At 37.0% G+C, this 25682-nt stretch carries 24 protein-coding genes and 1 other annotated feature; of the genes, 7 read left to right on the top strand and 17 right to left on the bottom strand.

Annotated features, from left to right (window positions below):
• Positions 1-33: 33 nt before the first annotated feature.
• Complete coding sequence (rlmD, locus tag IGK03_RS10880) at positions 34-1404, top strand: 23S rRNA (uracil(1939)-C(5))-methyltransferase RlmD (RefSeq protein WP_002359466.1); 1371 nt, start codon at positions 34-36, stop codon at positions 1402-1404.
• Positions 1405-1825: 421 nt separating this feature from the next.
• Here rlmD and IGK03_RS10885 read toward each other — a convergent pair whose 3' ends face one another.
• The 3 genes from IGK03_RS10885 to IGK03_RS10895 all read right to left on the bottom strand — a co-directional run bounded on the left by IGK03_RS10885 (position 1826) and on the right by IGK03_RS10895 (position 6809).
• On the bottom strand, positions 1826-2074 hold the full coding sequence (locus IGK03_RS10885) for a GlsB/YeaQ/YmgE family stress response membrane protein (RefSeq protein WP_002356434.1): 249 nt from the start codon (positions 2072-2074) through the stop codon (positions 1826-1828).
• 180 nt (positions 2075-2254) lie between these two features.
• Positions 2255-5377, bottom strand: a complete 3123-nt coding sequence (gene ebgA / locus IGK03_RS10890; RefSeq protein ID WP_162782959.1) for a beta-galactosidase subunit alpha — start codon at positions 5375-5377, stop codon at positions 2255-2257.
• Complete coding sequence (locus tag IGK03_RS10895; RefSeq protein ID WP_010713143.1) at positions 5310-6809, bottom strand: amino acid permease; 1500 nt, start codon at positions 6807-6809, stop codon at positions 5310-5312. The genes ebgA and IGK03_RS10895 overlap by 68 nt, the downstream gene beginning before the upstream one ends.
• Positions 6810-6957: 148 nt before the next feature.
• Between IGK03_RS10895 and IGK03_RS10900 the strand changes: the two genes are divergently transcribed.
• On the top strand, positions 6958-7788 hold the full coding sequence (locus tag IGK03_RS10900; protein WP_002356429.1) for an AraC family transcriptional regulator: 831 nt from the start codon (positions 6958-6960) through the stop codon (positions 7786-7788).
• 318 nt (positions 7789-8106) lie between these two features.
• Positions 8107-8979 carry an LPXTG cell wall anchor domain-containing protein gene (locus IGK03_RS10905; protein WP_179143011.1) on the top strand — a complete coding sequence of 291 codons (873 nt, stop codon included), beginning with the start codon at positions 8107-8109 and terminating at the stop codon, positions 8977-8979.
• Between the two features lie 249 nt (positions 8980-9228).
• Here IGK03_RS10905 and rplL read toward each other — a convergent pair whose 3' ends face one another.
• The 5 genes from rplL to lsa(A) form a co-directional block, all read right to left on the bottom strand.
• The gene (rplL, locus tag IGK03_RS10910) at positions 9229-9597 is read right to left on the bottom strand and encodes a 50S ribosomal protein L7/L12 (protein WP_002356427.1); all 369 of its coding nucleotides are present in this window, start codon (positions 9595-9597) and stop codon (positions 9229-9231) included.
• Positions 9598-9659: 62 nt separating this feature from the next.
• Positions 9660-10160 carry a 50S ribosomal protein L10 gene (gene rplJ / locus IGK03_RS10915; RefSeq protein ID WP_002356426.1) on the bottom strand — a complete coding sequence of 167 codons (501 nt, stop codon included), beginning with the start codon at positions 10158-10160 and terminating at the stop codon, positions 9660-9662.
• Positions 10161-10290: 130 nt separating this feature from the next.
• Positions 10291-10420, bottom strand: a sequence feature (ribosomal protein L10 leader region).
• A 62-nt stretch (positions 10421-10482) separates the two neighbouring features.
• A complete protein-coding gene (gene rplA / locus IGK03_RS10920; RefSeq protein ID WP_002356425.1) occupies positions 10483-11172 on the bottom strand; it encodes a 50S ribosomal protein L1 in 690 nt (229 codons plus the stop codon).
• Positions 11173-11283: 111 nt separating this feature from the next.
• Positions 11284-11706 (bottom strand): 50S ribosomal protein L11, encoded by a 423-nt coding sequence (rplK, locus tag IGK03_RS10925; protein ID WP_002356424.1) that lies wholly within the window; start codon positions 11704-11706, stop codon positions 11284-11286.
• A 122-nt stretch (positions 11707-11828) separates the two neighbouring features.
• On the bottom strand, positions 11829-13325 hold the full coding sequence (lsa(A), locus tag IGK03_RS10930) for an ABC-F type ribosomal protection protein Lsa(A) (protein WP_010713140.1): 1497 nt from the start codon (positions 13323-13325) through the stop codon (positions 11829-11831).
• 375 nt (positions 13326-13700) lie between these two features.
• On the opposite strand from lsa(A), the gene sdaAB reads away from it, so the two are divergent.
• Entirely contained in the window at positions 13701-14369 is a 669-nt protein-coding gene (sdaAB, locus tag IGK03_RS10935; protein ID WP_002414070.1) for an L-serine ammonia-lyase, iron-sulfur-dependent subunit beta, read from the top strand.
• Positions 14370-14391: 22 nt separating this feature from the next.
• Positions 14392-15264, top strand: coding sequence for an L-serine ammonia-lyase, iron-sulfur-dependent, subunit alpha (gene sdaAA, locus IGK03_RS10940; protein ID WP_002367199.1), 873 nt, complete (start codon positions 14392-14394; stop codon positions 15262-15264).
• A gap of 63 nt (positions 15265-15327) precedes the next feature.
• Here sdaAA and IGK03_RS10945 read toward each other — a convergent pair whose 3' ends face one another.
• The 3 genes from IGK03_RS10945 to IGK03_RS10955 are packed head-to-tail and all read right to left on the bottom strand — an operon-like array spanning position 15328 to position 18915.
• Positions 15328-16173, bottom strand: coding sequence for a M55 family metallopeptidase (locus IGK03_RS10945; protein ID WP_016616642.1), 846 nt, complete (start codon positions 16171-16173; stop codon positions 15328-15330).
• The gene (locus tag IGK03_RS10950; protein ID WP_202334897.1) at positions 16170-17273 is read right to left on the bottom strand and encodes a M42 family metallopeptidase; all 1104 of its coding nucleotides are present in this window, start codon (positions 17271-17273) and stop codon (positions 16170-16172) included. The genes IGK03_RS10945 and IGK03_RS10950 overlap by 4 nt, the downstream gene beginning before the upstream one ends.
• 13 nt (positions 17274-17286) lie before the next feature.
• Positions 17287-18915 (bottom strand): peptide ABC transporter substrate-binding protein, encoded by a 1629-nt coding sequence (locus tag IGK03_RS10955; RefSeq protein ID WP_070415714.1) that lies wholly within the window; start codon positions 18913-18915, stop codon positions 17287-17289.
• Between the two features lie 76 nt (positions 18916-18991).
• Between IGK03_RS10955 and IGK03_RS10960 the strand changes: the two genes are divergently transcribed.
• Positions 18992-19714: a MurR/RpiR family transcriptional regulator gene (locus tag IGK03_RS10960; protein WP_010823921.1), complete on the top strand. Its 723-nt coding sequence runs from the start codon at positions 18992-18994 to the stop codon at positions 19712-19714.
• 92 nt (positions 19715-19806) lie between these two features.
• On the opposite strand, the gene IGK03_RS10965 is transcribed toward IGK03_RS10960, so the two are convergent.
• From IGK03_RS10965 to rpmG, 4 genes are all read right to left on the bottom strand, one after another.
• On the bottom strand, positions 19807-20694 hold the full coding sequence (locus IGK03_RS10965; protein WP_202334899.1) for an alpha/beta fold hydrolase: 888 nt from the start codon (positions 20692-20694) through the stop codon (positions 19807-19809).
• Between the two features lie 110 nt (positions 20695-20804).
• Positions 20805-21350: a transcription termination/antitermination protein NusG gene (nusG, locus tag IGK03_RS10970; RefSeq protein WP_002384070.1), complete on the bottom strand. Its 546-nt coding sequence runs from the start codon at positions 21348-21350 to the stop codon at positions 20805-20807.
• Between the two features lie 124 nt (positions 21351-21474).
• Positions 21475-21645 carry a preprotein translocase subunit SecE gene (secE, locus tag IGK03_RS10975; RefSeq protein WP_002356409.1) on the bottom strand — a complete coding sequence of 57 codons (171 nt, stop codon included), beginning with the start codon at positions 21643-21645 and terminating at the stop codon, positions 21475-21477.
• A 20-nt stretch (positions 21646-21665) separates the two neighbouring features.
• A complete protein-coding gene (rpmG, locus tag IGK03_RS10980) occupies positions 21666-21818 on the bottom strand; it encodes a 50S ribosomal protein L33 (protein ID WP_002356408.1) in 153 nt (50 codons plus the stop codon).
• Between the two features lie 285 nt (positions 21819-22103).
• Here rpmG and cbpA point away from each other — a divergent pair, with 285 nt between their 5' ends.
• Positions 22104-22742: a cyclic di-AMP binding protein CbpA gene (cbpA, locus tag IGK03_RS10985; RefSeq protein ID WP_002365057.1), complete on the top strand. Its 639-nt coding sequence runs from the start codon at positions 22104-22106 to the stop codon at positions 22740-22742.
• Positions 22743-23197: 455 nt separating this feature from the next.
• Here the strand turns inward: cbpA and IGK03_RS10990 are convergent, their stop codons facing one another.
• Positions 23198-23941, bottom strand: coding sequence for a hypothetical protein (locus IGK03_RS10990; protein WP_010707187.1), 744 nt, complete (start codon positions 23939-23941; stop codon positions 23198-23200).
• A 772-nt stretch (positions 23942-24713) separates the two neighbouring features.
• Complete coding sequence (murB, locus tag IGK03_RS10995) at positions 24714-25601, bottom strand: UDP-N-acetylmuramate dehydrogenase (protein ID WP_002387193.1); 888 nt, start codon at positions 25599-25601, stop codon at positions 24714-24716.
• Positions 25602-25682 lie beyond the last annotated feature (81 nt).

Raw genomic sequence — 25682 nt, forward strand, 5'->3', positions numbered from 1 at the left:
GAAAAATGTGAGATGACTAAAGGATGAAAGAATATGACCCAACAACTAGTAAAAAAAGGCCAACAAATTTCTTTAAAAATTAAACGATTAGGAATTAATGGCGAAGGTATCGGCTATTATAAAAAATTAATTATTTTCGTTCCTGGGGCGCTACCGAAAGAAGAAGTGACTGCCACGATCACAAATGTTACACCCAAATTTGCTGAAGGAACCCTTCAATCTGTCAAAAAAGCTGCTAAAGATCGCGTGGTCCCTCCTTGTCCTGTCTATGAAACATGTGGCGGCTGCCAACTACAACATTTAGCCTACAAAGCACAATTAGACTTTAAAAAAGATTTATTAAAGCAGGCGCTTAACAAATTTAAACCAGCCAATTATCAAAACTATGAACTACGAAAAACAATTGGGATGGAGAATCCTTGGAATTATCGAAATAAAGCCCAATTCCAATTACGCCAAATCGATGGCCAAGTAGAAGCTGGTCTCTATCAAGCTGATTCACATCAATTAGTACCGATTGATAACTGTTTGGTCCAACAGCCTGCGACAACCAAGGTGATGAATACATTAGTTGATTTATTGAATGACTTTCAATTACCAATTTATGATGAACGTAAAAATAGTGGTATCTTTCGAACATTAATGGTTCGAGTGGGCATCCAAACTGGCGAAGTCCAAGTAGTGTTCATTACACAATCGCAGAAATTTCCACAAAAAGAAAAAATGGTTCGCGCAATTAATGAACAATTACCAGAAGTTGTTTCTATTATGCAAAATGTCCAAAATAAAAAAACCTCTCTAGTAATGGGTGATGATACCCTTCACTTATGGGGCAAAGAAAGCATTGAAGAACACATTAACGACGTTGTCTTTGATTTATCGCCGCGAGCATTTTTCCAATTGAATCCAGAACAAACGGAAGTTTTATATAATGAAGGAATCAAGGCCTTAGATTTACAACCAAATGAAACTGTTGTTGATGCTTATTGTGGCGTCGGGACCATTGGCTTAAGTTTAGCGAAACAAGCGCATCAAGTTCGTGGTATGGATACCATTCCCGCCGCAATTGACGATGCTAGATTCAATGCAAAACGACTTGGTGTTACGAACACACATTATGCTGTTGGAACAGCTGAAGACTTATTACCTAAATGGTTCAAAGAAGGCTTTAAACCTGATGCCATTGTAGTTGATCCCCCACGGACTGGTTTGGATCGTAAATTATTAACGGCCCTTTTGAAACAACCACCTAAGAAAATGGTGTATATTTCTTGTAATGTATCCACGTTAGCACGTGATTTAGTTCAATTAGCCAAAGTATATCAAGTAGACTATTTACAATCTGTTGATATGTTTCCACAAACCGCTCGTTGTGAAGTTGTCGTAAAATTAACGAGAAAATAAAAAAAGGAGCGTGGGACAAAAATCACTTTGGATTTTTGCTCCACGCTCAAAAACTGATAAACGGCGGGAACAGAACCAACACTACGCGTTGCTCCGATCTCAACAACTTCTAAGAGCTAAAGCTCTAAGAGTTGAAGGTCCTTCGGAAATAAGCCGAAATTGTTGAGAATCACGAAGAACGTAGTGATTCGATGATGAACAATACCTACTTGGTCTCCAAAAATTAAAAAGCACCGGGTAGGTATCATGCAACATCAACTCGTTCCTCGTTGTGTTTTATGATAATTTTCGGAAATTTCTTCTTATTGCTGAGAAACACTATTTGCAAAGCAAATAGATGTTAAACAGTACCTACTTGGTTCTCGGAGCTAAACGGTTCTGTCCCGACCTCCTTTAACTAATTAAACAATTATTTACTTAATTAGCTATTTTTTCGTCCGAAGAAGAATGAAACCACAGCAACTAAAATTACTGCCCCAATAATTGATGGCACAATTGCCATACCTGCTACGTGAGGACCCCAGCTACCTAAGATTTTTTCTCCGATAAATGAACCAACTAAACCGGCAACGATATTCGCAATCCAACCCATTGATTGACCTTTGCTTGTAAGCGCGCCAGCGATAGCACCGATAACAGCACCAACGATTAAAACCCATAAAGTATGCATAAAATAATTCCTCCTAAATGCTTTATCTAGCGAATAATTCGCTATGTTACTATTATGGACTACTTTTATTAGATAACAAAATAGTTTGCTTGTTTCCATGAAAAAAAAGCAATAATTTCTGATAATTTCATTAAAAAAACTCAGAACAGGAGACCGAAGTGCACTGTTCTGAGCTTTTATTTAAGAAATTGTTGGTCGTTTTACTCGTTCATGTGCGACATCCGCTGCTTGAATCTCTTTATTATTAAAAGGTGTTAAGCGGAATGCCAATTGGAATTCTTCAAACGTAGTCCGGTATTTTTCTAATTGCCACTGGCCACAAGAGTAGCTACCTAGGGCGTTTTGTTTGTAATCGATATTTAAAACAACATACTCACTTTCTTGTAATTCATTGGTATGCTTAGCAACATCTAGCGCTTGTTCTTCAAAATAAGAAACACTAAAATTATATGAATCAGCCGCTGTTGCTACTACCCCTTGGCCACGATCATCCGTGAATGCGGACCATTTAGTCGCCATGTGGTTACCATTGGCTTGTGGAACAACATAATTAGTGAACATTTCCGCTACTGTAGCATCATAAACGCCAAGTAAACCAGCTTCTTGTGAATCTACATAGTTTTCTCTCGGCCCTTTACCGAAATATTTTACTTCTGATAGAGACTTGTCTAAATGGAGAGTCACACCCAAACGTGGTAACATATCTGGCGCATTTTCAATTTTACCAGCAGGACTACCTTTTAAATCGAAGAAAATTTCGCCATTTGGTGCAATTAAATACTGATAGGTACATTGATAATGCCAAGCACTGTTAGTCGTTCCGTTAATTGTTTTTACGATGACTTGGATAAAATCATCAACTTTTTTCCACTCAAAAGAACGGACAATTTCATGCTCTAAATGTAAGAAATATTTCTTCTTCATTTCATCAATAATTTCCATATCATTACTGATCGGTGCCCGCCAAAATGTAAATTTCGGCCCTTTATGCAATAATTTTTTACCATCTCGTGTCACATTCGTTAAGGCACCCTTCACTTTATCAAAATTAATTGAAAAGTTTGGTCCTTCAATGTATAAATGAGGGCCAATTTCCTTTGCCATTAGCGAGCCAACTGGTGTGATCTCAATCCCTGGTGTTGCAATTGGCAATTCAAACTGTGCGGTAGCTAATTCATGACCAGCAGATGCATAGGCAGTCGTTTCTTTCAATTGATATGAAAGAGTTAAATAATAGGCGGCTCCTGCCTTTTTAGGAAAATCTAAATGATAAGGTAAGTGCAGTCTTCCTTCTTCTCTAGCAGCAATTGCTGGCACTGCTACTGTCCCTGATTGAATCACTGTTTGATCTTCAGTAATTGTATAAACCAGCTTAAAGATAGCCAAGTTTTCAAAGTCAAACCGACTCAATAATGAGAATTCACCTGACAGAACGTCAATAGCGCTAGTTGTAATGGGTTCAATGACTTTTTTGTATTCATACAAGCTAGGAGATGGCGTACGGTCAGGCATCAACATCCCATCAATACAAAAATCTTTGTTACTTGGATCATCGCCGAAATCGCCGCCATAACGATAATAAACTTCACCGTTATCTGTTACAGATTCAATGCCATGGTCAAACCATTCCCAAATAAAGCCACCTTGTAATTTATCATGAGCATAAAATAGCTCTTGGTATTCTTTTAAATTCCCAGGGCCATTCCCCATCGCATGACAATATTCACATAAAATATGCGGTTTTTTTGAATTTTCAATAATCGTATTCATCAGTAATTCTCTAGTTGGGTGTTCCAACCAAGTATACATTGTAGAATAGACATCCGTGACCTCTGCCTCAAAATCACCTTCATAATGAACCAAACGTGTTGGATCCATTTCTTTGGCAATACGGGCCATTTCAATAAAGTTATGACCAAACGCAGATTCATTTCCTAACGACCAAAAGAGAATTGATGGATGGTTTTTATCCCGTTGAATCATCCGTACCATCCGAGAAACATAAGCCGTTTCCCATTCTGGATCGTTACTAATCCAATCATATTCTCCAGTTAATTCAAAGCCGTGACATTCCAAATCAGTTTCATCAATCACATACATTCCATATTCATCGCATAAATCATAGAAATAAGCAGATGCTGGATAATGACTGGTTCGAATGGCATTAATATTAAATTGTTTCATTAAACGAATATCTTTTTCAATTTCTTCACGACTAACCACTCGACCATTTTTCGGATTATAATCATGACGATTCATTCCTTTTAGTTTAATGGCCACACCATTGACTAAGAAAGTCTCACCAGATACATGAATATTTCTGAAACCAACTTTTTGCGGAATAACTTCGACGACTTCCCCTTCAGAAAAAACAGTAATAAATAGTTGATACAAGTATGGTTTTTCAGCTGACCAAGCAGTGACAGACGGTAAACTTGCTGAAAATTCAACCGTACCTTGATTTCCTGCGACAGTCTCTTTAAGAACCGTTTTTCCCTGCTGATCCATCAACTCCAATTGAACTTGTTGTCCTTTGTCTTGCCAAAATTTACCCGTAATTGCCAAGTGGCCATTTTGATACGAATCATCTAAATCGGAAATAATAAAGAAATCTTCCAGCCCATTTTCTGGTACACCGAGTAATTCAACATCACGAAAAATACCACTTAACCACCACATATCTTGATCCTCTAAATACGTACCATCTGACCATTGATAGACTCGCACCGTTAAATCATTTTTTTCACCAATTTTAGCGTAAGGCGTAATGTCAAATTCTGCTTCATTTCGTGCACCTTTACTGTAGCCAACTTCATGGCCGTTCACCCAAACATGATAAGCTGAATCTACGCCACAAAAACGTAAAATGATTTTTTTATCGTAAAATGTTTCATCTATAGCAAATGTTCGTTTGTAAATACCTGTTGGGTTTTCTGTTGGTACATACGGCGGATTAATGGGAAAATTGTACCATAAATCAGAGTAATGCATTTTGCCATATCCTTGGACTTGCCAATTTCCAGGAACAGTGATTTGATCCATTTGGCTTGTATCAAAATCCGTCGCAAAAAAGTTTTCTGGGCTGTATTCTGGCGCTTCTAAAAAAAGAAAATGCCAGCGTCCATTTAAATTTTTGTATGCTTGTGTATATTTATTTTCATTTAGTAAGGCTGTTTCTTTCGAGGGAAAGCTCGAAAAGTGTGCTCGTCCAGGCAACCGATTAATACTATCTACTTTATAATTTTCCCAAGTCTTCATAATCCATTTCTCCTTTACCAACTTCATTTTTTTCTTTTGTTTCATATCGTTTCCAACAAATCCAAGCAAAGCCCATAAAGACAATTAACCCAATGATGTTATACGCCAACATGCCCAGTGGACTAGCGGTTCCTTTCGGTAACGTGCCATTGATTTCTTCCATGATTAATTTTGGATCTGGCACAGTTGACATAAAGAATACAAAGATAAAAATGGCTAATAAGAAAATCCCCGCAATTAAGCCAAAGGTTCGATTACCAAAGCGGAAACTTCTCGGCATTGTTTCTTTTTTCCAACGAAGCCCAATATAGGCGATTAACAAGAACAAGACAGGCACTAATGACGTAGAAGCTGTCATATTAATTAACGTTTCTAAAAAGCTATCCATATTTCCAATTCCTAGTGCTGGAATGGCAACTAAAATCGTCACAATAATTCCTTGAACTAACAAAGCATTGGTTGGATTTCCCTCTTCGTTCGTTTTCACTAGCCACTTACCGAAGACCCCATCAGGAATTTCTGAGAAAAATACTTTAACTGGTGCTGCCGTCCACAGAGCCAAAGAACCAAGACTTCCGACAAATAAGATAATTCCTACTAAGCGCACCATCATTGCTTCGGGAATATGGAAATACGTACCTAAAATTTTAAAGATATCAAAAATACCATTTGAAAAATTTCCTTTTAAGACGTCCGTTGGCACTACCAAACCTACAGCAACGGCACCAAGAATATACATGATACCGACCGCAATCGTTGCACCAATCATCGTGCGGACAAACGTTTTATTGCCGCCTTTAACATCCTTAATATATACACCGATACTTTCACCACCGCCAACAGCTTGTAAAATCCACGCCATCGTCATGAAAAAAGTCCAATTAAAAGTTGGCATAATTGACGTCGTGGTAAACTCTTGTGCTGGCTCATTGCCAAAACCAAACACGACGACAAAGGCTAAAACCACAAAAGCTACGCCCATAAATAAACGAGCACCACCCGCTAAGCTAGTCACTTTCGAAATCCACGAAACCCCTTTAATACAAACCCATGTCATTAACCAAAATAACAGGATAGAAATCACTGCAATTATTTTAGTACTATGGTTTCCTTGAAAAACGTTTTGACCTAAAAAAGCGTATGAACCATAAATCAATGTATTCGGTAGTAATGAACAGAAGAAAAACAAGTTGACAAAGAAATATGACCAAGCGCCTAAAAATGCCCATTTAGGTCCTAACACAGATTCCAACCAACTGTGAACACCTGATTCATTTTCAGAATTAGCAGAAGCAAATTCTGCAATCATTAGAATAAATGGTAAAAAGTAAAAAATAGAGCCGAATAAATAGCCTGGAATAGTTGCTAGGCCAATCTGAATACTGTTGTTAACAATGCTGGGAAAGGCAAAAACCGCTGAAAAAGTCATGAGCATCAATGCGACAGAACCTAATCGTTCCCGTGAATGTGTTGCCATTTTACTACATCCTCTCTTTATCAAATTAATTAGTACTCACACATTGTAAAACGCTTACAGTTTTTTAAAAATAAAAAATGTTGCCTATTTCTTGTAAAGATGTTGACTTTTAGAAAGCCTTTACATACTCTTATAAAGAGGTGATAGCATGCAAAATGTTTTTACAAATAATGTCAGCATCCTGATTAATGATCAACCTATTAGCCAAGAATTTCATCTTTATGAAGCTGGCTATGAAAAATGCCGTCCGACAAAACCAACTGAGTTTGCCCCTATTAATTATTGGGTTTTGCATTATTGTAGCGATGGTGAAGGCTATTTTTCAACACCCTTTATGGAAAAACAACACATTACCGCTGGTGATTTGTTTATGATTCCAGCCAATTGTCGCAATATTTATTATCCTAATCGGCAAAATCCTTGGACCTATCATTGGGTCGGTTTTGTTGGAGATCTTTCGTCTCAGTATTTAGAAAAAATAGGTCTGACTACCGAAAATTGTATTTTAAAAGGAACTGTTGATAAGAAATTAGAAAGTTTATTTAAAAATATTTACCAAGAAGCGAAGAAACATAATCATTTTGGCAGTTTAAGTGAAAGCTTTCAATTGTTGAATTATCTAGAGCATCATTCCGTTACACAGCACGAAAATCAAAGCCAACAATTATTTAACCAAATTAAAATGGCTATTCACGAAAATTTTTCAAACAATCTTTCAATTAGTCAATTAGCTTCTGAGTATAACATTGATCGTAGCTATTTATTTAAGCTGTTTCAGCGTTATGAACAAACAAATCCTAGTATCTATGTACAAAACTTAAAATTGCAAAAAGCCTGTTCTCTGTTAAGAAAAAGTTCCTTAACCATCACGGAAATCAGTTTTGAAGCAGGTTTTTCTTCACCTTCTTATTTTTCAAAATTTTTCTTCCAGAAAAAAGAGATGACACCTCGACAATATCGTCAACAGTTTTTGACTTAAAATAAATTGTCATTATTCTTAAATCTGTATTTTTATCCTTTTAAAAGATTGACAAGTTTTCGTTATGCAGCATACTTGTCAATCTTTTATATAATGACTAATTTACTCGAAACTACCATTAAGCGAATACAGTACTTCTATAACCAACACCTTTGAAATATTTTGACACTAATGTAGTGCTCTCTATGGATCGTTTTTTTGATAGATTAACAGTTTAAAATTTATATTTTTTATCACCTAGTATATATTCTTAAGCTTTTCTTAATATTTAATTGTTACAAAAATATTTCAAAAATGTTACAATAGGTAACGAAAGGAATGATTAAAATGAAAAAAATGTTTTTAGGACTCTTTTGTTTTGTTTCGATTACCACACTATCAGTTTCTAATGTATGGGCAGAAGATTCGGCTAATGAAGCTTCTGTGGAAAAGTCAACAGTTACTTCTTTAACTCAAGAAACTTCAGCAACAACAATTAATGCTTCAACTGATTCAACAGCACTTACAGCTGAAAGCGAGGAACTTCCATCGCTTCGTCAAACACTTCTTAATTACGTAGGTATGTATGGTTTAACAGAAACCTTGATAAATCGTTTATCTGATGACGAACTGGACTACGCAAAAAAAGTTTCGTTTCATTTTGTAAACCAAGACGTCAGTGGAACAGCGAGAATGATTACTAAATTATATGGTGAGAAACCTATACCGGAGGACTCCTACTCTACAGATTACTCAACATTAACGATTGATGACTTAAAAAATTATTTACCTCAAATTCGACTTTCGTTAATTTATGTATATGATTTAAATAGTGATGTTGTAAATAATTTAAGCGATCAAACACTCATCGATTTAATTAATCAAGTCAAGGTAGACTACGCTAACCAAAATTATCCATCTGATGTTCGTGGCGATTATGGTTTAGCATCAATGGCAGATAAAATAAAAGCAAACGATTATACGTCAATTAATCAAAGTGCTGAAAGTGTTTCTTCGGATACTACTAATACAGAATCTACATTACAAACAACTACAAGCAGTTCGAAGAAAGCTACTACATCAAGTTCAACCGAGCACAAAAAGGGGATATTTCCCAGTACTGGCGAAAAAAAATCAGTTTTATTTACCATCATTGGAATCATCTTACTATCTTTAGTTAGTATATTCATTATAAAAAATAAAAAGAAATAGACCTACTATTCAATCATTATTTAAATAATTTGCTTTTTATCAAATAATATTGATAACGAGAACTTATAGAAATTATCAAATCCAGAGGTTAAGATCCTCTGGATTTTCTCTTTAGCTATGAATGCTTATCTTTATTAAACAAAAAGATTATTTTGACAATCAATTCACTAACTTTACCACCATTTAAAAGCTTAATAAAAAAGAACCCTTGTAACACAAGGGTTCTCGAACATTCAAAAGTTGAATGAATTATTTTACTGTTACTGAAGCGCCAACTTCTTCTAAAGCAGCTTTTAAAGCTTCTGCTTCTTCTTTAGAAACAGCTTCTTTAACTGGTGCAGGAGCGCCATCAACTACAGCTTTAGCTTCTTTCAAGCCTAAGCCAGTTGCTTCACGAACTGCTTTGATAACTTTAACTTTTTGATCGCCAGCTGCTGTTAATTCAACAGTGAATTCAGTTTGTTCTTCTGCTGCTCCACCTGCTGCTGGTCCAGCTACTGCTACAGGAGCTGCTGCTGATACGTCAAATTTTTCTTCGATAGCTTTAACTAATTCGCTTAGTTCTAAGATAGTTGCTGTTTCTAACTCAGCAACGATGTTTTCAATGTTTAATGCCATTTTGAATTTCCTCCATTTAAATTAAAATTGTTTGTTTTTTATTTGTTTGAATTAGACTGCAATTAAGCAACTTCTTCGTTTTTCTCTGCCACTGCTTTGACAGCGTAAGCCACGTTGCGGACTGGCGCTTGTAATACAGATAATAGCATAGATAGTAAACCTTCGCGGTTTGGTAGTTTTGCCAACGCAGTAATTTGTTCCACTGAAGAAACTTTTCCTTCGATGACGCCACCTTTGATTTCTAATGCTTTTGCATCTTTAGCAAATTCGTCGATGATTTTAGCTGGTGCTACTACATCGTCGTTGCTGAATGCGACAGCAGTTGGGCCTGTAAAGACTTCGTCTAAGCCGTCTAAACCAACTTTTTTAGCTGCACGAGAAAGGATTGAGTTTTTGATGACTTTCATTTCTACGCCTGCATCACGTAATTGTTTACGTAAGTTAGTGACTTCTTCAACTGTTAAACCACGGTAGTCCACGATTACAACTGATGCTGCTGATTCAAATTTCTCAGCGGCTGCTTGAACTAGGGTTTCTTTTTTAGCGATTGCTGCTTCACTCATTTATTTCACCTCCTGATTTTGATGGTGGAGTTGGACTTGGTTTACGTTATGTAAAGTAGAAGAATCAAATGAAACTTCGCTCACTTCGTTCGCCAAGTATTGTTTTACATCGGCTTTTTTTCAAAAAGTCGTGTAAAACAACAAAACTCCATGCCACCGTAGACATAGAGGGACCGAATTGTATATAACTCAACAATTGTCCTCGGTAGGAAATTAAGACTTGCGTCACCTACTGTCTTCGGTACAGTTAATTATTAACCTCACTCACTTTACCATAGGGTAAGTGAGTGAGTCAAGAATTTTTTAATTATTTTCTTTCAAATTAGAAAGAAGCTTGGTCAACGTGGATTCCAGGTCCAAATGTTGTTGTTACTGAAATGTTTTTGATGTATTGACCTTTAGCAGTTGATGGTTTAGCTTTCAATAATACGTCGTTAATTGTGTTGAAGTTTTCAACCAATTTTTCGTTATCAAATGAAACTTTACCGATTGGTACGTGGATGTTACCAGCTTTGTCAACGCGGTAAGTTACTTTACCAGCTTTAACTTCTTCAACAGCTTTTGTAACGTCCATTGTTACAGTACCAGTTTTAGGGTTTGGCATTAAACCTTTTGGTCCTAAGACACGGCCTAATTTACCAACTGTAGCCATCATGTCAGGAGTCGCAACAACTACGTCAAAGTCGAACCATCCACCTTGGATTTTTGCAACCATGTCGTCGTCGCCTACGAAATCTGCACCAGCAGCTTCAGCTTCTTTAGCTTTTTCGCCTTTAGCGAATACTAAAACAGTTTGTGTTTTACCAGTTCCGTTTGGAAGCACAACTGCTCCACGGATTTGTTGGTCTGCTTTTTTAGGGTCAACGTTCAATTTGTAAGCAACTTCAACTGTTGCGTCAAATTTCGCGATGTTTGTATCTTTTGCTAAAGCTACTGCTTCTTCAACTGAGTAAGCTTTTGTAGCATCAACTTTTTTCAATGCTTCTTGCATTTTTTTGCTCTTTTTAGCCATTTTGTTTCCTCCTTGATTGTGGTTATAACGGTTGTACCTCCCACGTCTTTCATATCTTTAAATATGAAACGAACTGAGAAGCTACTTCTTTGAGTAAGTGTGGAATAAAAATTATTCTACGATGATACCCATGCTTCGTGCAGTTCCTGCAACCATGCGCATTGCTGCTTCAACGTCAGCGGCGTTTAGGTCTGCCATTTTAAGTTCAGCGATTTCTTTCACTTGATCGCTTGAAACTGTTGCAACTTTAGTTTTGTTTGGTTCACCTGAACCTTTTTCGATTTTTGCAGCTTTTTTCAATAAGACTGCAGCAGGTGGTGTTTTAGTAATGAATGTAAATGAACGATCTTCATATACAGAGATTACTACTGGAATAATCAAGCCTGCTTGGTCAGCTGTACGAGCATTGAATTCTTTAGTGAATCCCATGATGTTGATACCTGCTTGACCTAACGCTGGACCTACTGGTGGAGCTGGTGTTGCTTTCCCCGCAGGAATTTGTAATTTAACGATTTTTTCTACTTTTTTAGCCACGAAAATACCTCCTTAAGTTCTCGTGCGTGGTTAATGGGGTTGAGATTTCCCCTCCCACTCAACGTACATTTAAAACATACCCTATTACTATACAGGATTCCCTTTACTTTTTCAAGATGTTTTTATGATTTCAAGACAATTTTTTTATCCGTTATTTTCTTCATGAAATGCGCATCATGCTCAATCACTAGCATTGCAGGCTTCACAGATAAGATTAGCGCTTCTAATTGTTGATGATTAAACACATCCAAGTAATTAAGGGGTTCATCCCAAATATAAAGCTCTGCTGATTGAGACAATGATTTGGCTACTTCGACTTTTTTCCGTTGCCCCATACTCATTTGTTCAATTCGATTAGTGAAAACGGCACGCTCCATCCCAAGTTTTCGTAAGTTATTTAAAAATTGAGTGTAATCTAACTGATTTTTCTCTGCAAATTCGGATAAAGTTCCTTGATTGTCTTCATAATCTTGGCGCACATAAGAAATGGTTAATTGGTGAGCCAAAGTGGCTTCGCCTTCTGAATCCCCAGAAAAATTATCCAATAAATACTGAATTAAGCTCGATTTTCCTGAGCCATTTTTTCCTGTTATTCCGACAATTTCTCCCGCGTTTATTGAAAAAGAAATTGGCGCAAACAGCCAATTTTTCTCGTAGCCTAGACGAAGCTCTTCCACCGTCAATAATGTTTTGTGATGCGTTGGCTGATAATCCATTGACAAAGAATCAATATACTCAAGATCTTTTAATAGTTTTTCTTTTTCTGCTAATTGTGTTTCGGCGCGTTGTTGAATATGTTTCGAGCGCTTCATTACGCGCGCTGCCCGGGCACCAATGGCTCCTGTATCAAAAATCGCCCCGCTCCCTTTTTCCTTAGCGTTGCCGTACTTATCACCTTCACGGTTCATCGACCATTCCGCTTTTTTACGAGCGGTTTCTTTCAAGCGATTGACTTCTTTTTTGATTTTTTCATTTTCTGCCAGTTCAAAAGCATCTCTTAATTTTTTTTGCTCTTCATAAATAGAAAAATCCCCTTGGTACAGTGTCAATTGACTTTTTTCAATCGCCAAAATATGATCAACCACTTCATCAACAAATGCCCGATCGTGGCTGACTAAAATAAATCCATGTTTCTTTTTCTTCAAATATTCAGCCACTTGTTGTCTGCCAGCTAGATCTAAATGATTTGTTGGCTCGTCAATTAAAGGAAAGGCATTTTCTTCAATAAAAAGAAGACCTAATAAAACTTTCGTCTTTTCGCCGCCTGATAAAGAAGAAAAGGGCCGCCATAAAACTTCAGGATCAACGTTTAAAAGCGTTAATTCTCGTTCTAATTCCCACTGTTCAAAAGAAGTCACCTCTTGTAAGACATAATAAGTGAGCTGTTGTTCTTCTGCAACTGTTTGTGGAAAATAGACGAAATCGACTTGATGAAGAATCTCTCCTTGGTAATCCAACTGCTTTTGTAACAATCTTAATAAGGTTGTTTTCCCACGGCCATTGCGGCCAATCAATCCTAATTTCCAATTGGTATCCATCGTGATATTTGCCTGATCAAAAAGCAACGCTTCTTGATTATCATAGGCAAAAGATAGTTGTTTTAGTTCAATTTTCGACATAAATATACCTCCATAAAGCAAAATTGATGCAGCTTTACGGAAATCAGCGGCATCAATCCAAGGTATACAAAAAGACCCGTGGCTGAATTCTTTAAGCTAATTTCCGAAAATCCGCACACTCCACCCGTTATAATCAGGCAAAGTTATACAGTTTCTCTAAAAAATTAACTTAAATTTTCAACGCACGAATCCCTCTTTTCGTCTTTTATTATCTAGAATTTAGCATCTCTTCACTGATTTGTCAACGAAGGCCCCTTGCTTTCATTCTGATAAAAATTTAAATTATTCGCTAAAACACAAGCGATTGCCTAGTTCCCCGCCATTTTTTGTGTTAGACTTCCAATGAAAACATATTCTAATGAAGAAGGTGCTGAAATGGAAGAGTTACGCTTTAATAGTGTTTTTGATATTATCGGACCTGTTATGATTGGTCCAAGCAGTTCTCATACAGCTGGAGCGGCAAGAATTGGAAAAGTGGTTCGGAGTATTTTTGGACAGCAACCTGATAGCGTTGACATTTATTTATATGAGTCTTTTGCTAAAACTTATCGTGGTCACGGAACAGATATCGCCTTAGTTGGCGGCCTTTTAGGTATGGAACCAGATGATGAGCAACTAGCCAATTCTTTGGAAATTGCTTATGAACAAGGAATGGAAGTTTGTTTTATTCCTAAAAGTGAAAAAGCAGACCACCCTAATTCCGTTAAAATTGTGGTTTCTTCTGGCGACCGAAAACTATCTGTGACAGGAATTTCAATTGGTGGTGGAAACATTCAAATTTCTGAATTAAATGGCTTCAAATTGTCTTTAAGTATGGGCACGCCAACATTTATCGTTGTCCATCAAGATGTTCCTGGCATGATTGCTAAGGTGACCAACATCCTTTCAGCTAGCGATATCAATATTAGTACAATGACCGTTACCCGAGAATCTAAAGGGGAAAAAGCGATTATGATTATTGAAGTTGATCAAGCCGAAGTCGGTGACATTGTCATGCAATTAGCTGAAATCCCTCATATATATAGCGTCAACTATTTTGACTAAATGAACGTAAAGGAGTAATACGATGTTTTATTCAATTGAAGATTTGGTAGCTCAAGCGAAAGAGTACCCTTCTGTGAGCGAATTAATGATTGCAACAGAAATGGCTCATGGCGGGTATTCTCGTGAACGAATTATTGAAACAATGGAAAAAAATCTAGCCGTTATGAAACAATCTGTCGCTGAAGGAATCGCTGGTGTTACCTCAGTAACAGGGCTAACTGGTGGCGATGCAACCCGCTTAAATGATTACATACATTCAGGTAACTTTTTAAGCGGTGAGACCATTTTACAAGCCGTGCGAAATGCGATTGCTGTTAATGAAGTTAATGCAAAAATGGGCTTGATTTGTGCTACACCAACCGCAGGCAGTGCCGGAGTAGTTTCTGGCGTCTTGTTGGCAGTTATTGATCGCTTAAAGTTAACGCATCAGCAACAATTGGATTTTCTATTTACCGCTGGGGCTTTTGGCTTAGTGATTGCCAACAATGCCTCAATCAGCGGTGCCGAAGGTGGTTGTCAAGCTGAAGTCGGTTCTGCTAGTGCAATGGCGAGCGCCGCTTTAGTTGCGGCTTCTGGCGGTACGCCTGATCAATCTGCTCAAGCTGTGGCCATTACGATAAAAAATATGATGGGCCTCATTTGTGATCCTGTTGCAGGACTTGTTGAAGTCCCTTGCGTGAAGCGAAATGCATTAGGTTCTTCTCAAGCCTTCATCTCAGCTGATATGGCTTTAGCGGGGATTCGAAGTGTCATTCCGCCAGATGAAGTCATCCACGCAATGTACCAAGTGGGACGCCAAATGCCACAAATTTTCAAGGAAACCGCTGAAGGCGGTCTTGCGGTGACACCAACTGCACAACGTTTAAGCAAAGAAATTCTAGAGAAACAAAAATAGAAATAACTATAGCAAGAAGCTTACAGAAAAAAACGTCCATTCGTTTTTCCGTAAGCTTCTTCTTTAATAACTTGTTCCGCCTAAACCAACCACAGCGACAATTCCATTCATGACATCTTTCATCGTTTCACCTACAAATGAAACAGTTCTACCATCAATGCGTTTAATCATTGGTAACATTTCAATACGATCTGCTTGTGCTGTCGTCACGCATTGCAATTTTACAGTTGCTGGTGTTTGCAAGGTATATCGGGGTAATTCAGACAACGAAAAGGAAGTTAACACCTGACTTGTAGTTGCTACGATAGCTTCCCGAACTTGTTGCATGGGTCTATTTTTGATTGCATAACGTCCCAGAGATTCTTTGGTGGAAACAAAGGGAACTTCGGGCATCATTTTTTCTTGAAAAAGTTGTTCCTCTAAGCCTGATTCACCGATAATTAAACCAACAGGGACACCTAATTCGCTAGCGTAAGCTGCATTAATTGTCGTTTCATTCATCGCTAAGTCGTTTATTTTTAAATCATAAGCAACACTAGCGCTATACCCATGATCCATATTCCCTTTTTGTTTGCCAATACCGGCATGATAACCTAAGAAAAAGACCACATCATAGCTACTATCCAAGCCACTCATCATATAATCCATGCGAGGAAAGCCGCTCACTAAGGAAATTCGTTCATCCATTTCTGCCAAGCGCGCATAAGCTAAATTCAATCCACGGCTATGCGAATCGGCAATAGTAATTTCTGTAATTTGTTCATTTTTGGCACTCTTTTGAATCCCTTCAATCAACCAAGCCACATGTTGGTGATATAATTCTCGAAATAAAACGGTGTCTTCTTTTTCCATATCAAATGTCGCAATACCTGCTAATCCTTCAATATCGCATGATACATAAATCTTCATTTGTTCCACTCCTTTGACAATGGCTGAACCAGTGCTTGAATTTTGTCAGCATCTAAATTTTTGATTAATTGAATGACTAATTCTTTCGCCGCTTGGTAATCTTGAAAATCTACATAGCAATGGGGTGTGTGAGCGTAACGGACAGGAATTCCTACAACAATCGTCGGGGCTCCTTGAACTTGTGTAATCGCCATGCCATTGGTTCCACCACCACTTCGAACAGAAACTTGAACAGGAATTTTGTGTATTTTAGCAATCTCTAGTGCATACTCTTGAAATTCCGGATTCGTAATCATAGAAACATCAAAATAACGTAACATCGGTCCTTTTCCCATTGCTGATTGAATCATCTCTGGCGTTTCTGCCGTATCATCAGCCGGGCAGCCTTCGAAAACAATAGCTAAATCAGGATTGACTTGCTTTGCGGCAATAAGTGCTCCTCTTTCGCCAACTTCTTCTTGTGCAGTTACTGTCGCAACTAACTTGAATGGAAGCGTCTCTTCTTTCAACTCCTCCATGACATCCACTAAGCAAGCACAGCCAATGCGACAATCAAAAGCTTTTCCTAAAAAAAGATCTGTCTGTTCGTTGTAACAGCACGTCACATCTGGAATGACCGGTGCACCAAGATCGATTTTGTACGTTTCAATTACTTCTTCTTTTGAGGTAGCACCAATGTCGATCGTCAAATCAGCAATGGTTAATGGCCGCTGACGTTCCTCTGGTGTCATAAAATGAGGGGGCCGACTAGTAACTACGCCTGGCAGATAGGTACCTTCCCGGTTACGAATCCGAACTTTTTGTGCAGAAATCGTATTTGGGACCCAGCCACCTAACGGAAGAAAACGCAACAAGCCGTTTTCTTTAATTGCTTGAATCATAAAACCCACTTCGTCACTATGAGCATCAAAAAGCACAACTGGACCTTCACTTAGATTATTTTTCTTCTCAAGATATAAATTTTTAATGGCATCTAGCCGTTGAATAGTAAAATCCGCAGTTGCGTGTTGAAGGATTCTAACGACTTCTGTTTCAAAGCCTGAAACACCATTAGCATTTGAAAGTTCCTGAATTAATTGAACAGCTTGACTTTGTTTCATTTTTTCCCAACCTTTACTTATCACTGATAGAGACTGATTTGTAATAGCCTGAACCTAATGGACCATAGACTAAATTTTGGACAGAATCGGCCACTAAGCGTGCTTCTGTTAATTGATAAAGAGGAACTAGGGGGGCTTCTTCCGCAACCAATTGATCCGCTTTTTGTAATGTTTTCCAACGTTCTTCATATTTATTTGCATAAGTTACGTTTGCTTCTTGAAGCAACTGATCAAAGGTCTTATTAGACCATTTACCAAAATTATTGGAATTTTTTGATTGCAATAAGTTTAAGAAATCGATTGGATCAGCATATACTGGCGTCCAGCCACCAACCACAATGTCGAAATCTCCGCTGCGACTTTTTTCTAAACGATTATTAAAAGGAACTGGCGAAACATTGACTGTTAAATTTTCTAAATTATCTGCTAAAGCTCCTTGAACATACTCACTGATTTTTTTTGCATTTTCTGTATCCGAACTTAAAATGGTTAGCTCCGCTTTTTCAATTCCTAATTCTTTTTTAGCTGTTTGCCATAACTCTTTCGCTTTTTCTGGTTCACTAGGATTTAAATCTCCTAATTCCTCTGCAAAATCTTTTTGCGTTTCTTGATTAGTGAAACCTGTTGGCACGAAGCCAAGTGCTTTTTTTGAGCCATCATTTAAAACATTTTTAGCTAAACGTTCAGAATTTAATGATAATGCTATTGCTCGACGTGCATTCTTATTTGCCAAAAGATCTTTTTGCGTATTTAATTGGATATAATACGTTCCAGGAATTTCACGAATTTTCAAAGCTGCATTGCCTTGTTCTTGTGCAACAATTTCTCCAGAAATTTTTACAACATCTAATTCTTTCCCTTCGAAAAGATTTTTCCCAGTATTGACTTCTTTAACTACTTGGACATCCACCTTATCTAGCGAAACATTCGCTTGATCCCAATAATTTTTATTCTTCACATAGGACCAAGTATTATTCGTGCCATCCCAACCTTCTAATGTGAAGGCGCCATTGTAAAGTGTTGACTCAGCTGATGTACCATAGTTTTTGCCCGTTTTTTCGACAAATGCTTCATTTAAAGGATAAAAAGCTGGCACCGCCAATAATTGTTGAAAATAACTCATAGGATAGCTTAGCTCTACTTCCAAGGTATGGTCATCAATGGCTGTTACCCCTAACTCTTCTTTAGATTTGCCACCGTCAACAATAGCACGATAATTTTTTAGCCCTTCAAAATAATACGCTTGCGGGGAAGCTGTTTTTGGGTCCACTGTGCGCTTCCAAGAATATTCAAAATCATTGGCTGTGATTGGCTCGCCGTTACTCCATTTTGCATCTTTTCGAATCGTAAAAGTATAGATTAAACCATCATTGGAGGGCTGTACTTTTTCAGTTGCCAATGCTGGTTTAGCTTCTCCTTTTTCGTCAAAGGAGAAAAGTCCCTCCCCTACTTGGCTCATTACATCTGCTGCGGTATTATCCATTGCCAACGACACGTCTGCCGTTGATAATTCCGAATCAATCCCGACCCGTAATACCTGTTGTTCTTGCTTTTTGGTTTCTTTCCCAACACTTCCACAGCCCGAGAGAAGTAGAACCATGATTGCTGCCAAAGACAGCCTTTGCTTTGTTGCCCTTTTCATAAAAACACCTCATTTTTTATTTTTTGATACCTTTTTCCCACAAAATTATTTATAATCTGATAAAGGAGGTTTGCTCATGAACTTAGATTACTTAAAAGAAACGTATCATTTAACAAAAACAGAAAGTCAGATTTTGTATTATTTGGATCAACAAAGTACGAACGCGGCCGATTTGAGTATTCGAGAAGTTGCCAAACACTGCTTTTCTTCGCCTAGTTCCATCATTCGTTTAGCCAAAAAATTAAATTTATCAGGTTATAATGAACTTATTTACAAATTAAAAGAAGCCCATTTTTCTCAGCCAATCCCTTTTGAAACAGCACCTTCATTTGAAACAACCAACGAGTTTTGTCGACTGCTTGCCAAACACAAGAGTCATTTATTTGTTATTTTAGGTCATGACTTTTCACGACATTTGGCGGCTTACATTAGTGAAGTTTTCAATTTTCATGGCATCCCCAGTATCACAACAGCCCATACTCATTCGATAAATAGTCAAAATAATCAGAATTTTCTTTTTATCATCCTTTCACATTCTGGTGAAGAAAAATACTTAAAAGAAACAGCTCTGCTTGCGAAAGAGAAAAAACATCCTATCATTTCTTTTGTTGGTGCCAAAAATTCAACTCTTGGTCGACTGGCAGATCTCGTTTTTTCAACTGACTCTTACAGCCCGTTTTCAACAAGTGTCGCTCAGCCACAAATGTTTTTTGGCCAAACATTAATCACCTTTGAAGCCTTGATTTGTGCTTATTTAAATCATGAGGATCCCATTCCAATATCTCCTAAAAATAAATAATTTTATTTATTATAGCTGAAAAAAGCTATTTCGCTAGCCAAAGTATAGAAAAAGGCACATGTTCCATTTTTTATGGAACATGTGCCTTTTTACTATTTTTTACTCGGCCATAGAAATTCGATTAGCAATTGATCTACTTCAGGATTTTCATGTAATTGACTATGTTGTGCATTTTCTCCTTTAATAATCTGGCTAGTGACTTGAGTTCCTCGCTGTCTTAGCAAGGCGTTGACTGCTAAGGCACTAGATAACGGCACCGTTCCATCACTTAAATCTGTTGCACTTAATTGACCACCAATTAATAAAATGGGCAGTTTTTCTGGAACAACATTAATCATCTCTTGATAATCCAAATAGCGGCTACTTTTTTCTGTGGGGCCGTTTTCTAGTTCCGTTTCGATGGTTTGCTGTTGACTCGTATCAATAAAATCATTGAAAGGTGCTCCAATGCTGACGAATTTTTTAATTTTAGGTAACGATGCGTCTTGCCCATAGGTTCCTAAATAACGTAAGCCACTAACACCGCCCATAGAGTGCCCGACAATATTGGCTTTGTTCACTTGATAATTTTTTTGTAAATAGAGTAATGTGTTTTTTATCCATTCTGTTTGATTCCATTCATTGTTTTTATTATCTTCAAATAGAACTTGAACACTGGGATTCGTCGCTTTGCCACTTAAAGCTCCTCGCTCTTTAACCACGGTCCCATCAGGTTTAACGAGTAGCACTAATTCTTGAGTTGTGGCACCTTGTTTCTCCAAGCGATGCAGTAACGAGCCAAACGAATTTTTAGTTCCCGCGTAACCATGAAAAAAAAGTGTTGGTGTTGTTGTGCGGTTTAACTCAACAGTTGCTTCTTTTGTGGCGGCTTGATTGTCATTCTTCGTGGTTGCCTCAATTTGGCAAGCACTTAATAATAGAACAAGACCCATTAGCAAAGAAAAATAACGATATTTTTGGGCATGTTTCATTTTTTTCATTCCTTTCTGCGATGAACTAAAAAAGGGCTTGGAAAAGAAGTCAGTTGACTGCTTTTCCAGACCCTACAATCTGTATCAATCAGCTGAACAATAGTTTGTCAGCTTGTTTATTAATCAATGTTATCGACTTGTTCAAAGTCTAATTCTGTACTTGTTTCACGACCAAACATATCGATGTTTACTTTTAATTTTTGTTTTTCTTCATCGATTTCTGTCACAACACCTTCAAGACCAGAAAAGGCACCTTCGATAATTTTCACTGTATCGCCTAGCGCTACTTCTAAGTCTGATTGACGGGTGCTCATGCCAATTGAACGTAAAATGTGATTAATTTCTTCTTGTAATAAAGGAGCGGGTTTACTACCGGCACCATGTGAGCCTACAAAACCAGTTACGCCTGGCGTGTTACGAACAATATACCAAGAATCATCGGTCATAATCATTTCCACTAACACATAACCAGGGAAAGTTTTATGAACGATTTCTTTTTCTTTACCATTTTTGACTTCTTTTTCTGTTTCTTCTGGTACAACGACACGAAAAATATAATCGCCCATCCCCATGCTTTGTGCACGTGATTCAATGTTTGCTTTTACTTTATTTTCATAGCCTGAATAGGTGTGCAATACGTACCAATTTCTTTCAAAAGTTTCCATTACTGATTCGGCTCCTTTAAATGTTTTAGTTTATTTTTTTCGAGCAAATAAAAAAAGCTCAGTTTCCCGAAGCTTTTTCTCGAATACTATTATAGCACCCCTCGTCGGGAAATACTAGAATTAATTATTTTAAAATCCAGCCAAATGCCGTTTGGATAACAGTATCCATGATAAAGAACAATGCTGCAAATAAAATAGATGTTTCAATTACAACTAATGTATCTTTACGCAATTGTTTTTTTGTTGGCCAAGTTACTTGCTTCATCTCATCAGCAACGCTGCGGAAAAATTTCATGTTGATACCCTCCTCTAAATCTATTTCGTTTCTTTATGTAACGTGTATTGATTACAATATTTACAGAATTTATTGATTTCTAAGCGTTCGCCACGTTTACCTTCACTAACGGATTTAGAATAGTTGCGAGAGCCACAAACGGAACAAGCAAGAGCTGCTTTCTTTGTTGCCATGTTCTTCGACCTCCTCTATTCACAAATTTACTTCTTAACAGTACCATTATTCGAAAAAGTTGTCAAAGTTTAATTTACTTTTTAAAGAAGCGCTGTACCGATTCTTACGTAATTTTTTACCATTATCGCGAATACGTGCTTGATTTCTTTTATAAAATATCTGATTTTTCTTTATTTTCTATTTATTTTAACAAAATTGCTTTTATTCTGAGGTCTCAGCTATTGTTTTCTGCTAAGTTATGATATGATAAATTTATTAAAAATGAACCCTTAGGAGGCCTGTTTATGTTATTAAAATCTGTAGTTATTAAAAAAGATAATTTAACAACAGTCAATGAATCTTGTACTCTAGAAGAAGCTCTTTCTATTTTAGAAGACTCAGGTTACCGTTGTGTCCCAATTTTAGACGAATCTGGAAAAATTTTCCGAGGAAATATCTATAAAATGCATATTTACCGCCATAAAGCAAACGGTGGTGATATGAGTTTACCTGTTACCTATTTGTTAAAAAATGCCACAAAATTTATTTATGTCAACACTTCATTTTTCAAGGTATTTTTTACTATTAAAGAACTACCTTACATTGCTGTTTTAGATGAAAATAATTATTTTTACGGCATTTTAACACACAGCACCTTATTAAATATTTTAGCGCAATCTTGGAATGTAAAACAAGGGAGCTACGTTTTAACAATTGCTTCAGTTGGTCAACAAGGCGACTTAGCAGCCATTTCAAAAATCATTGCCAAATATAGCAGCATCGCCAGCTGTATTACATTGGATGTTGATAGTGAAGAATTTGTTCGTCGCACACTTATTACTTTACCAGCCGGCACAACTGCCGAAACGTGTACAGCCATTGTAGAACATTTAGAGCGGAAAAACTTTAAAGTTGTAGAATTGGAAAATTTAGAAGACGAGTAAAAGAGATGACTCACTTATCTTGATACAAATAAAAAGAAATGGAACAGATGACAATACACAATCTGCTCCATTTCTTTTTACGTTTGTTTTTTAATATATTTTTGGGAAAAAATTAGTATCAGTATGCCGAACAGCACTATAAAATAGTTTGCTACCGAAATCTTTAACAAAGGTACATTTAGATAATCTACTATTTTTTTAGGAACATACATCAACAGAAAAGTTGTTAGCCAAAAGAACATCCTATTACTCTTTTTATTGGCGTAATACGCACTCATAAAAGATATACCAAAAATGATGCCAAAAAAAGTTGTATAAAAAGTGATTTCTGATTCTTTTTTAACAGCTAACTGAACAACTCCTAGAATAACCATCACTATAAATAGAATTAGTAATGTGTAATTAATCCAATAAAAAAACAATCGTTGCATTTAATCACTTCTTTTCCTAAAAATTTAAAAAGTACGATGCTGATAACCAATCAAAGGGGCACCTTTGTAACGATAAACTCCTCGCTTATAGAGCGCTACCCAACCATTTCCATTACTATCAAAAACTTTTGCCAACCTTTCTCCAGCAGAAATTCCACGAGCACCCATATATCCGAAAACGAAATCAGCAGCAGCTCTCGAAATTCTAAAAAGAGAAGCAAAGTAACCTATCCAAGAACCTAATCCCATATCAACAATTGTTGCAAAAACATTTCTACCTACTGCCAAATGTGTATAAGTCCACGGACCATTATAGATTCTTTGCAAAGGATTATAATCTTGTATTTTTTCTTTTTCACTATCAAAACTACCAATAATTGGTGACGTCTCTGTTTCAACCTGGTACGTTCCATCTTCTAATAAAATGCTTTTTTGTACAATAATATTTTCTCCTGTATTAACGACTGATATAGTTTGATTATTTTCGGTATCATTAATTTTTGTAGCCAGAACAACGTCTTCTTCCCCAATAACTGTTTTAACTTCTTCGCCGGAACCTGTATCTTCATACGAGCTTATATTAATAACCTCCGTACTCTTTTCAACAAAAGTATCGAAAACAGGAGCTGATTCATTTGAAGAAAAAGTTTCTCCTTCAGTAATTCCATCGCTGCTTACACTTGAAGTATCCTCTGCCAGAACTGTTACACTAGGAACTATTACCGTGCCAAATAAAATCAGGGTTGCTAAACAAATCAATTTTTTCATAATAAACATCTTCTTCTATCAATCTTATATATACAACAAGTATATAAGTTCATTGTATCACATTCATTTTAAAAAAATAAGTTTTTTCTCGTTATTATCAAATCAAAAACCAATTGTTTTATCCCTTAAAACAAATAATCTTTATTTAATAAGTATAATTTTCTATCGAATATTTAGAGCGCAAAAACTTTAAAGTTGTTGAATTAGAAAACTTAATAGTAACCTAAAAAAGAAGTAATGGTCTGTGCAGTAGGAAACAGACCTGAAAAACATCTGTCAATCAGCTTGTTATATTTAGCTCTTGGTATCTCACTCCAAAATAAATTGTTTATCGCATATAGTAGGTACGTCTTATGATGAACTTACTTTGGAAATCATTCGAGAAGCAACAATCCAAATCGTTCCAATTGTGCGGGTATTATTATTGGCGATTTACTTAGGACTTTTGCTACCTTTTCAATCCCATAATTATCTCCATTCACAAGAACACTTTTAAAAATCAAAAGAGCCTGGGACAAAAATCACTGTGGATTTTTGCTCCAGGCTCAAAACCTGATAAACGACGGGAACAGAACCAACACTATGCGTTGCTCCGATTTCAACAACTTCTAAGGTGTTGAAATCGACATACGTCTAGCCTTCAAAAGAGCTACAGCTCTAAGAGTTGTGATGTTTAACTGTGAGACATGAACAGATGACATCATCGTACCTACTTGGTTCTTGGAGTTAAACACTTCTGTCCCGTCCTCTTTGGGCAACTAATGAAGTACTTCTAGACTTCTTCACCAATAATTCGAACTTCTGTTTGCAATTCAACATCAAATTTTTCTTTAATCACTTCTTGGATATGTGCAATTAATTCCACATAATCTGTTGCGGTTGCATGATCGATGTTAACAATAAATCCCGCATGCTTTTCGGAAATTTGAGCACCGCCCCATTTTAAGCCTTGTAAGCCAGCGTCTTGGATTAATTTTCCTGTAAAATGACCAACAGGGCGTTTAAAGACACTGCCACAAGAGGGATACTCTAGCGGTTGCTTCAGTTCACGAAGTTCCGTTAATTCATCCATTTGGGCTTTAATTTCTGCATGGTTTCCTTTTTCTAAAGCAAACGTTGCTTGCAAGACAATACAATGTAATTCTTGAATTTCACTATGACGATAACGGAAATTCAGGTCTTCTTTCGTCATTGTTTGGATAGTTCCATCTGCCAACAGCACTTCTGCAGACTGGAAAACATCTTTAATTTCCCCGCCGTATGCTCCAGCATTCATATAAACAGCACCACCGACACTTCCTGGAATGCCACAAGCAAATTCAAAACCAGTTAAATCAGCTGCTAAGGCTTCGTAGGTTGTATCAATCAGCTTGGCACCAGCATCCACAATCATGGTGGTACCGGCTACTTTGATTTCTTTCATTTCTGTTAGCATAATCACGACATCGCGAATACCGCCATCACGAACAATCAAGTTGCTAGCATTGCCTAATACTAACCATGAAAGTCCTTGTTCTCGGCAATACGCCACAATCTCTTCGACTTCTTTTTTTGTTTTGGGTAAGGCCAACACATCAGCTGGGCCGCCTGTTTTGGTAAAGGTTACGTTTTTTAATGGTTCATCTACTAATAAAGTAATTTCGTTTAATGTTTCTAACATAGCTTTAGTGTTCACGAAAGTTAGTCCTTTCTTTTCAAAATATCTGTCTTATTCTAGCATGATAGAAAGAAAGTTGCTAGT

This window comes from Enterococcus sp. DIV2453a (assembly GCF_050533535.1).
Classification (GTDB): domain Bacteria; phylum Bacillota; class Bacilli; order Lactobacillales; family Enterococcaceae; genus Enterococcus; species Enterococcus faecalis.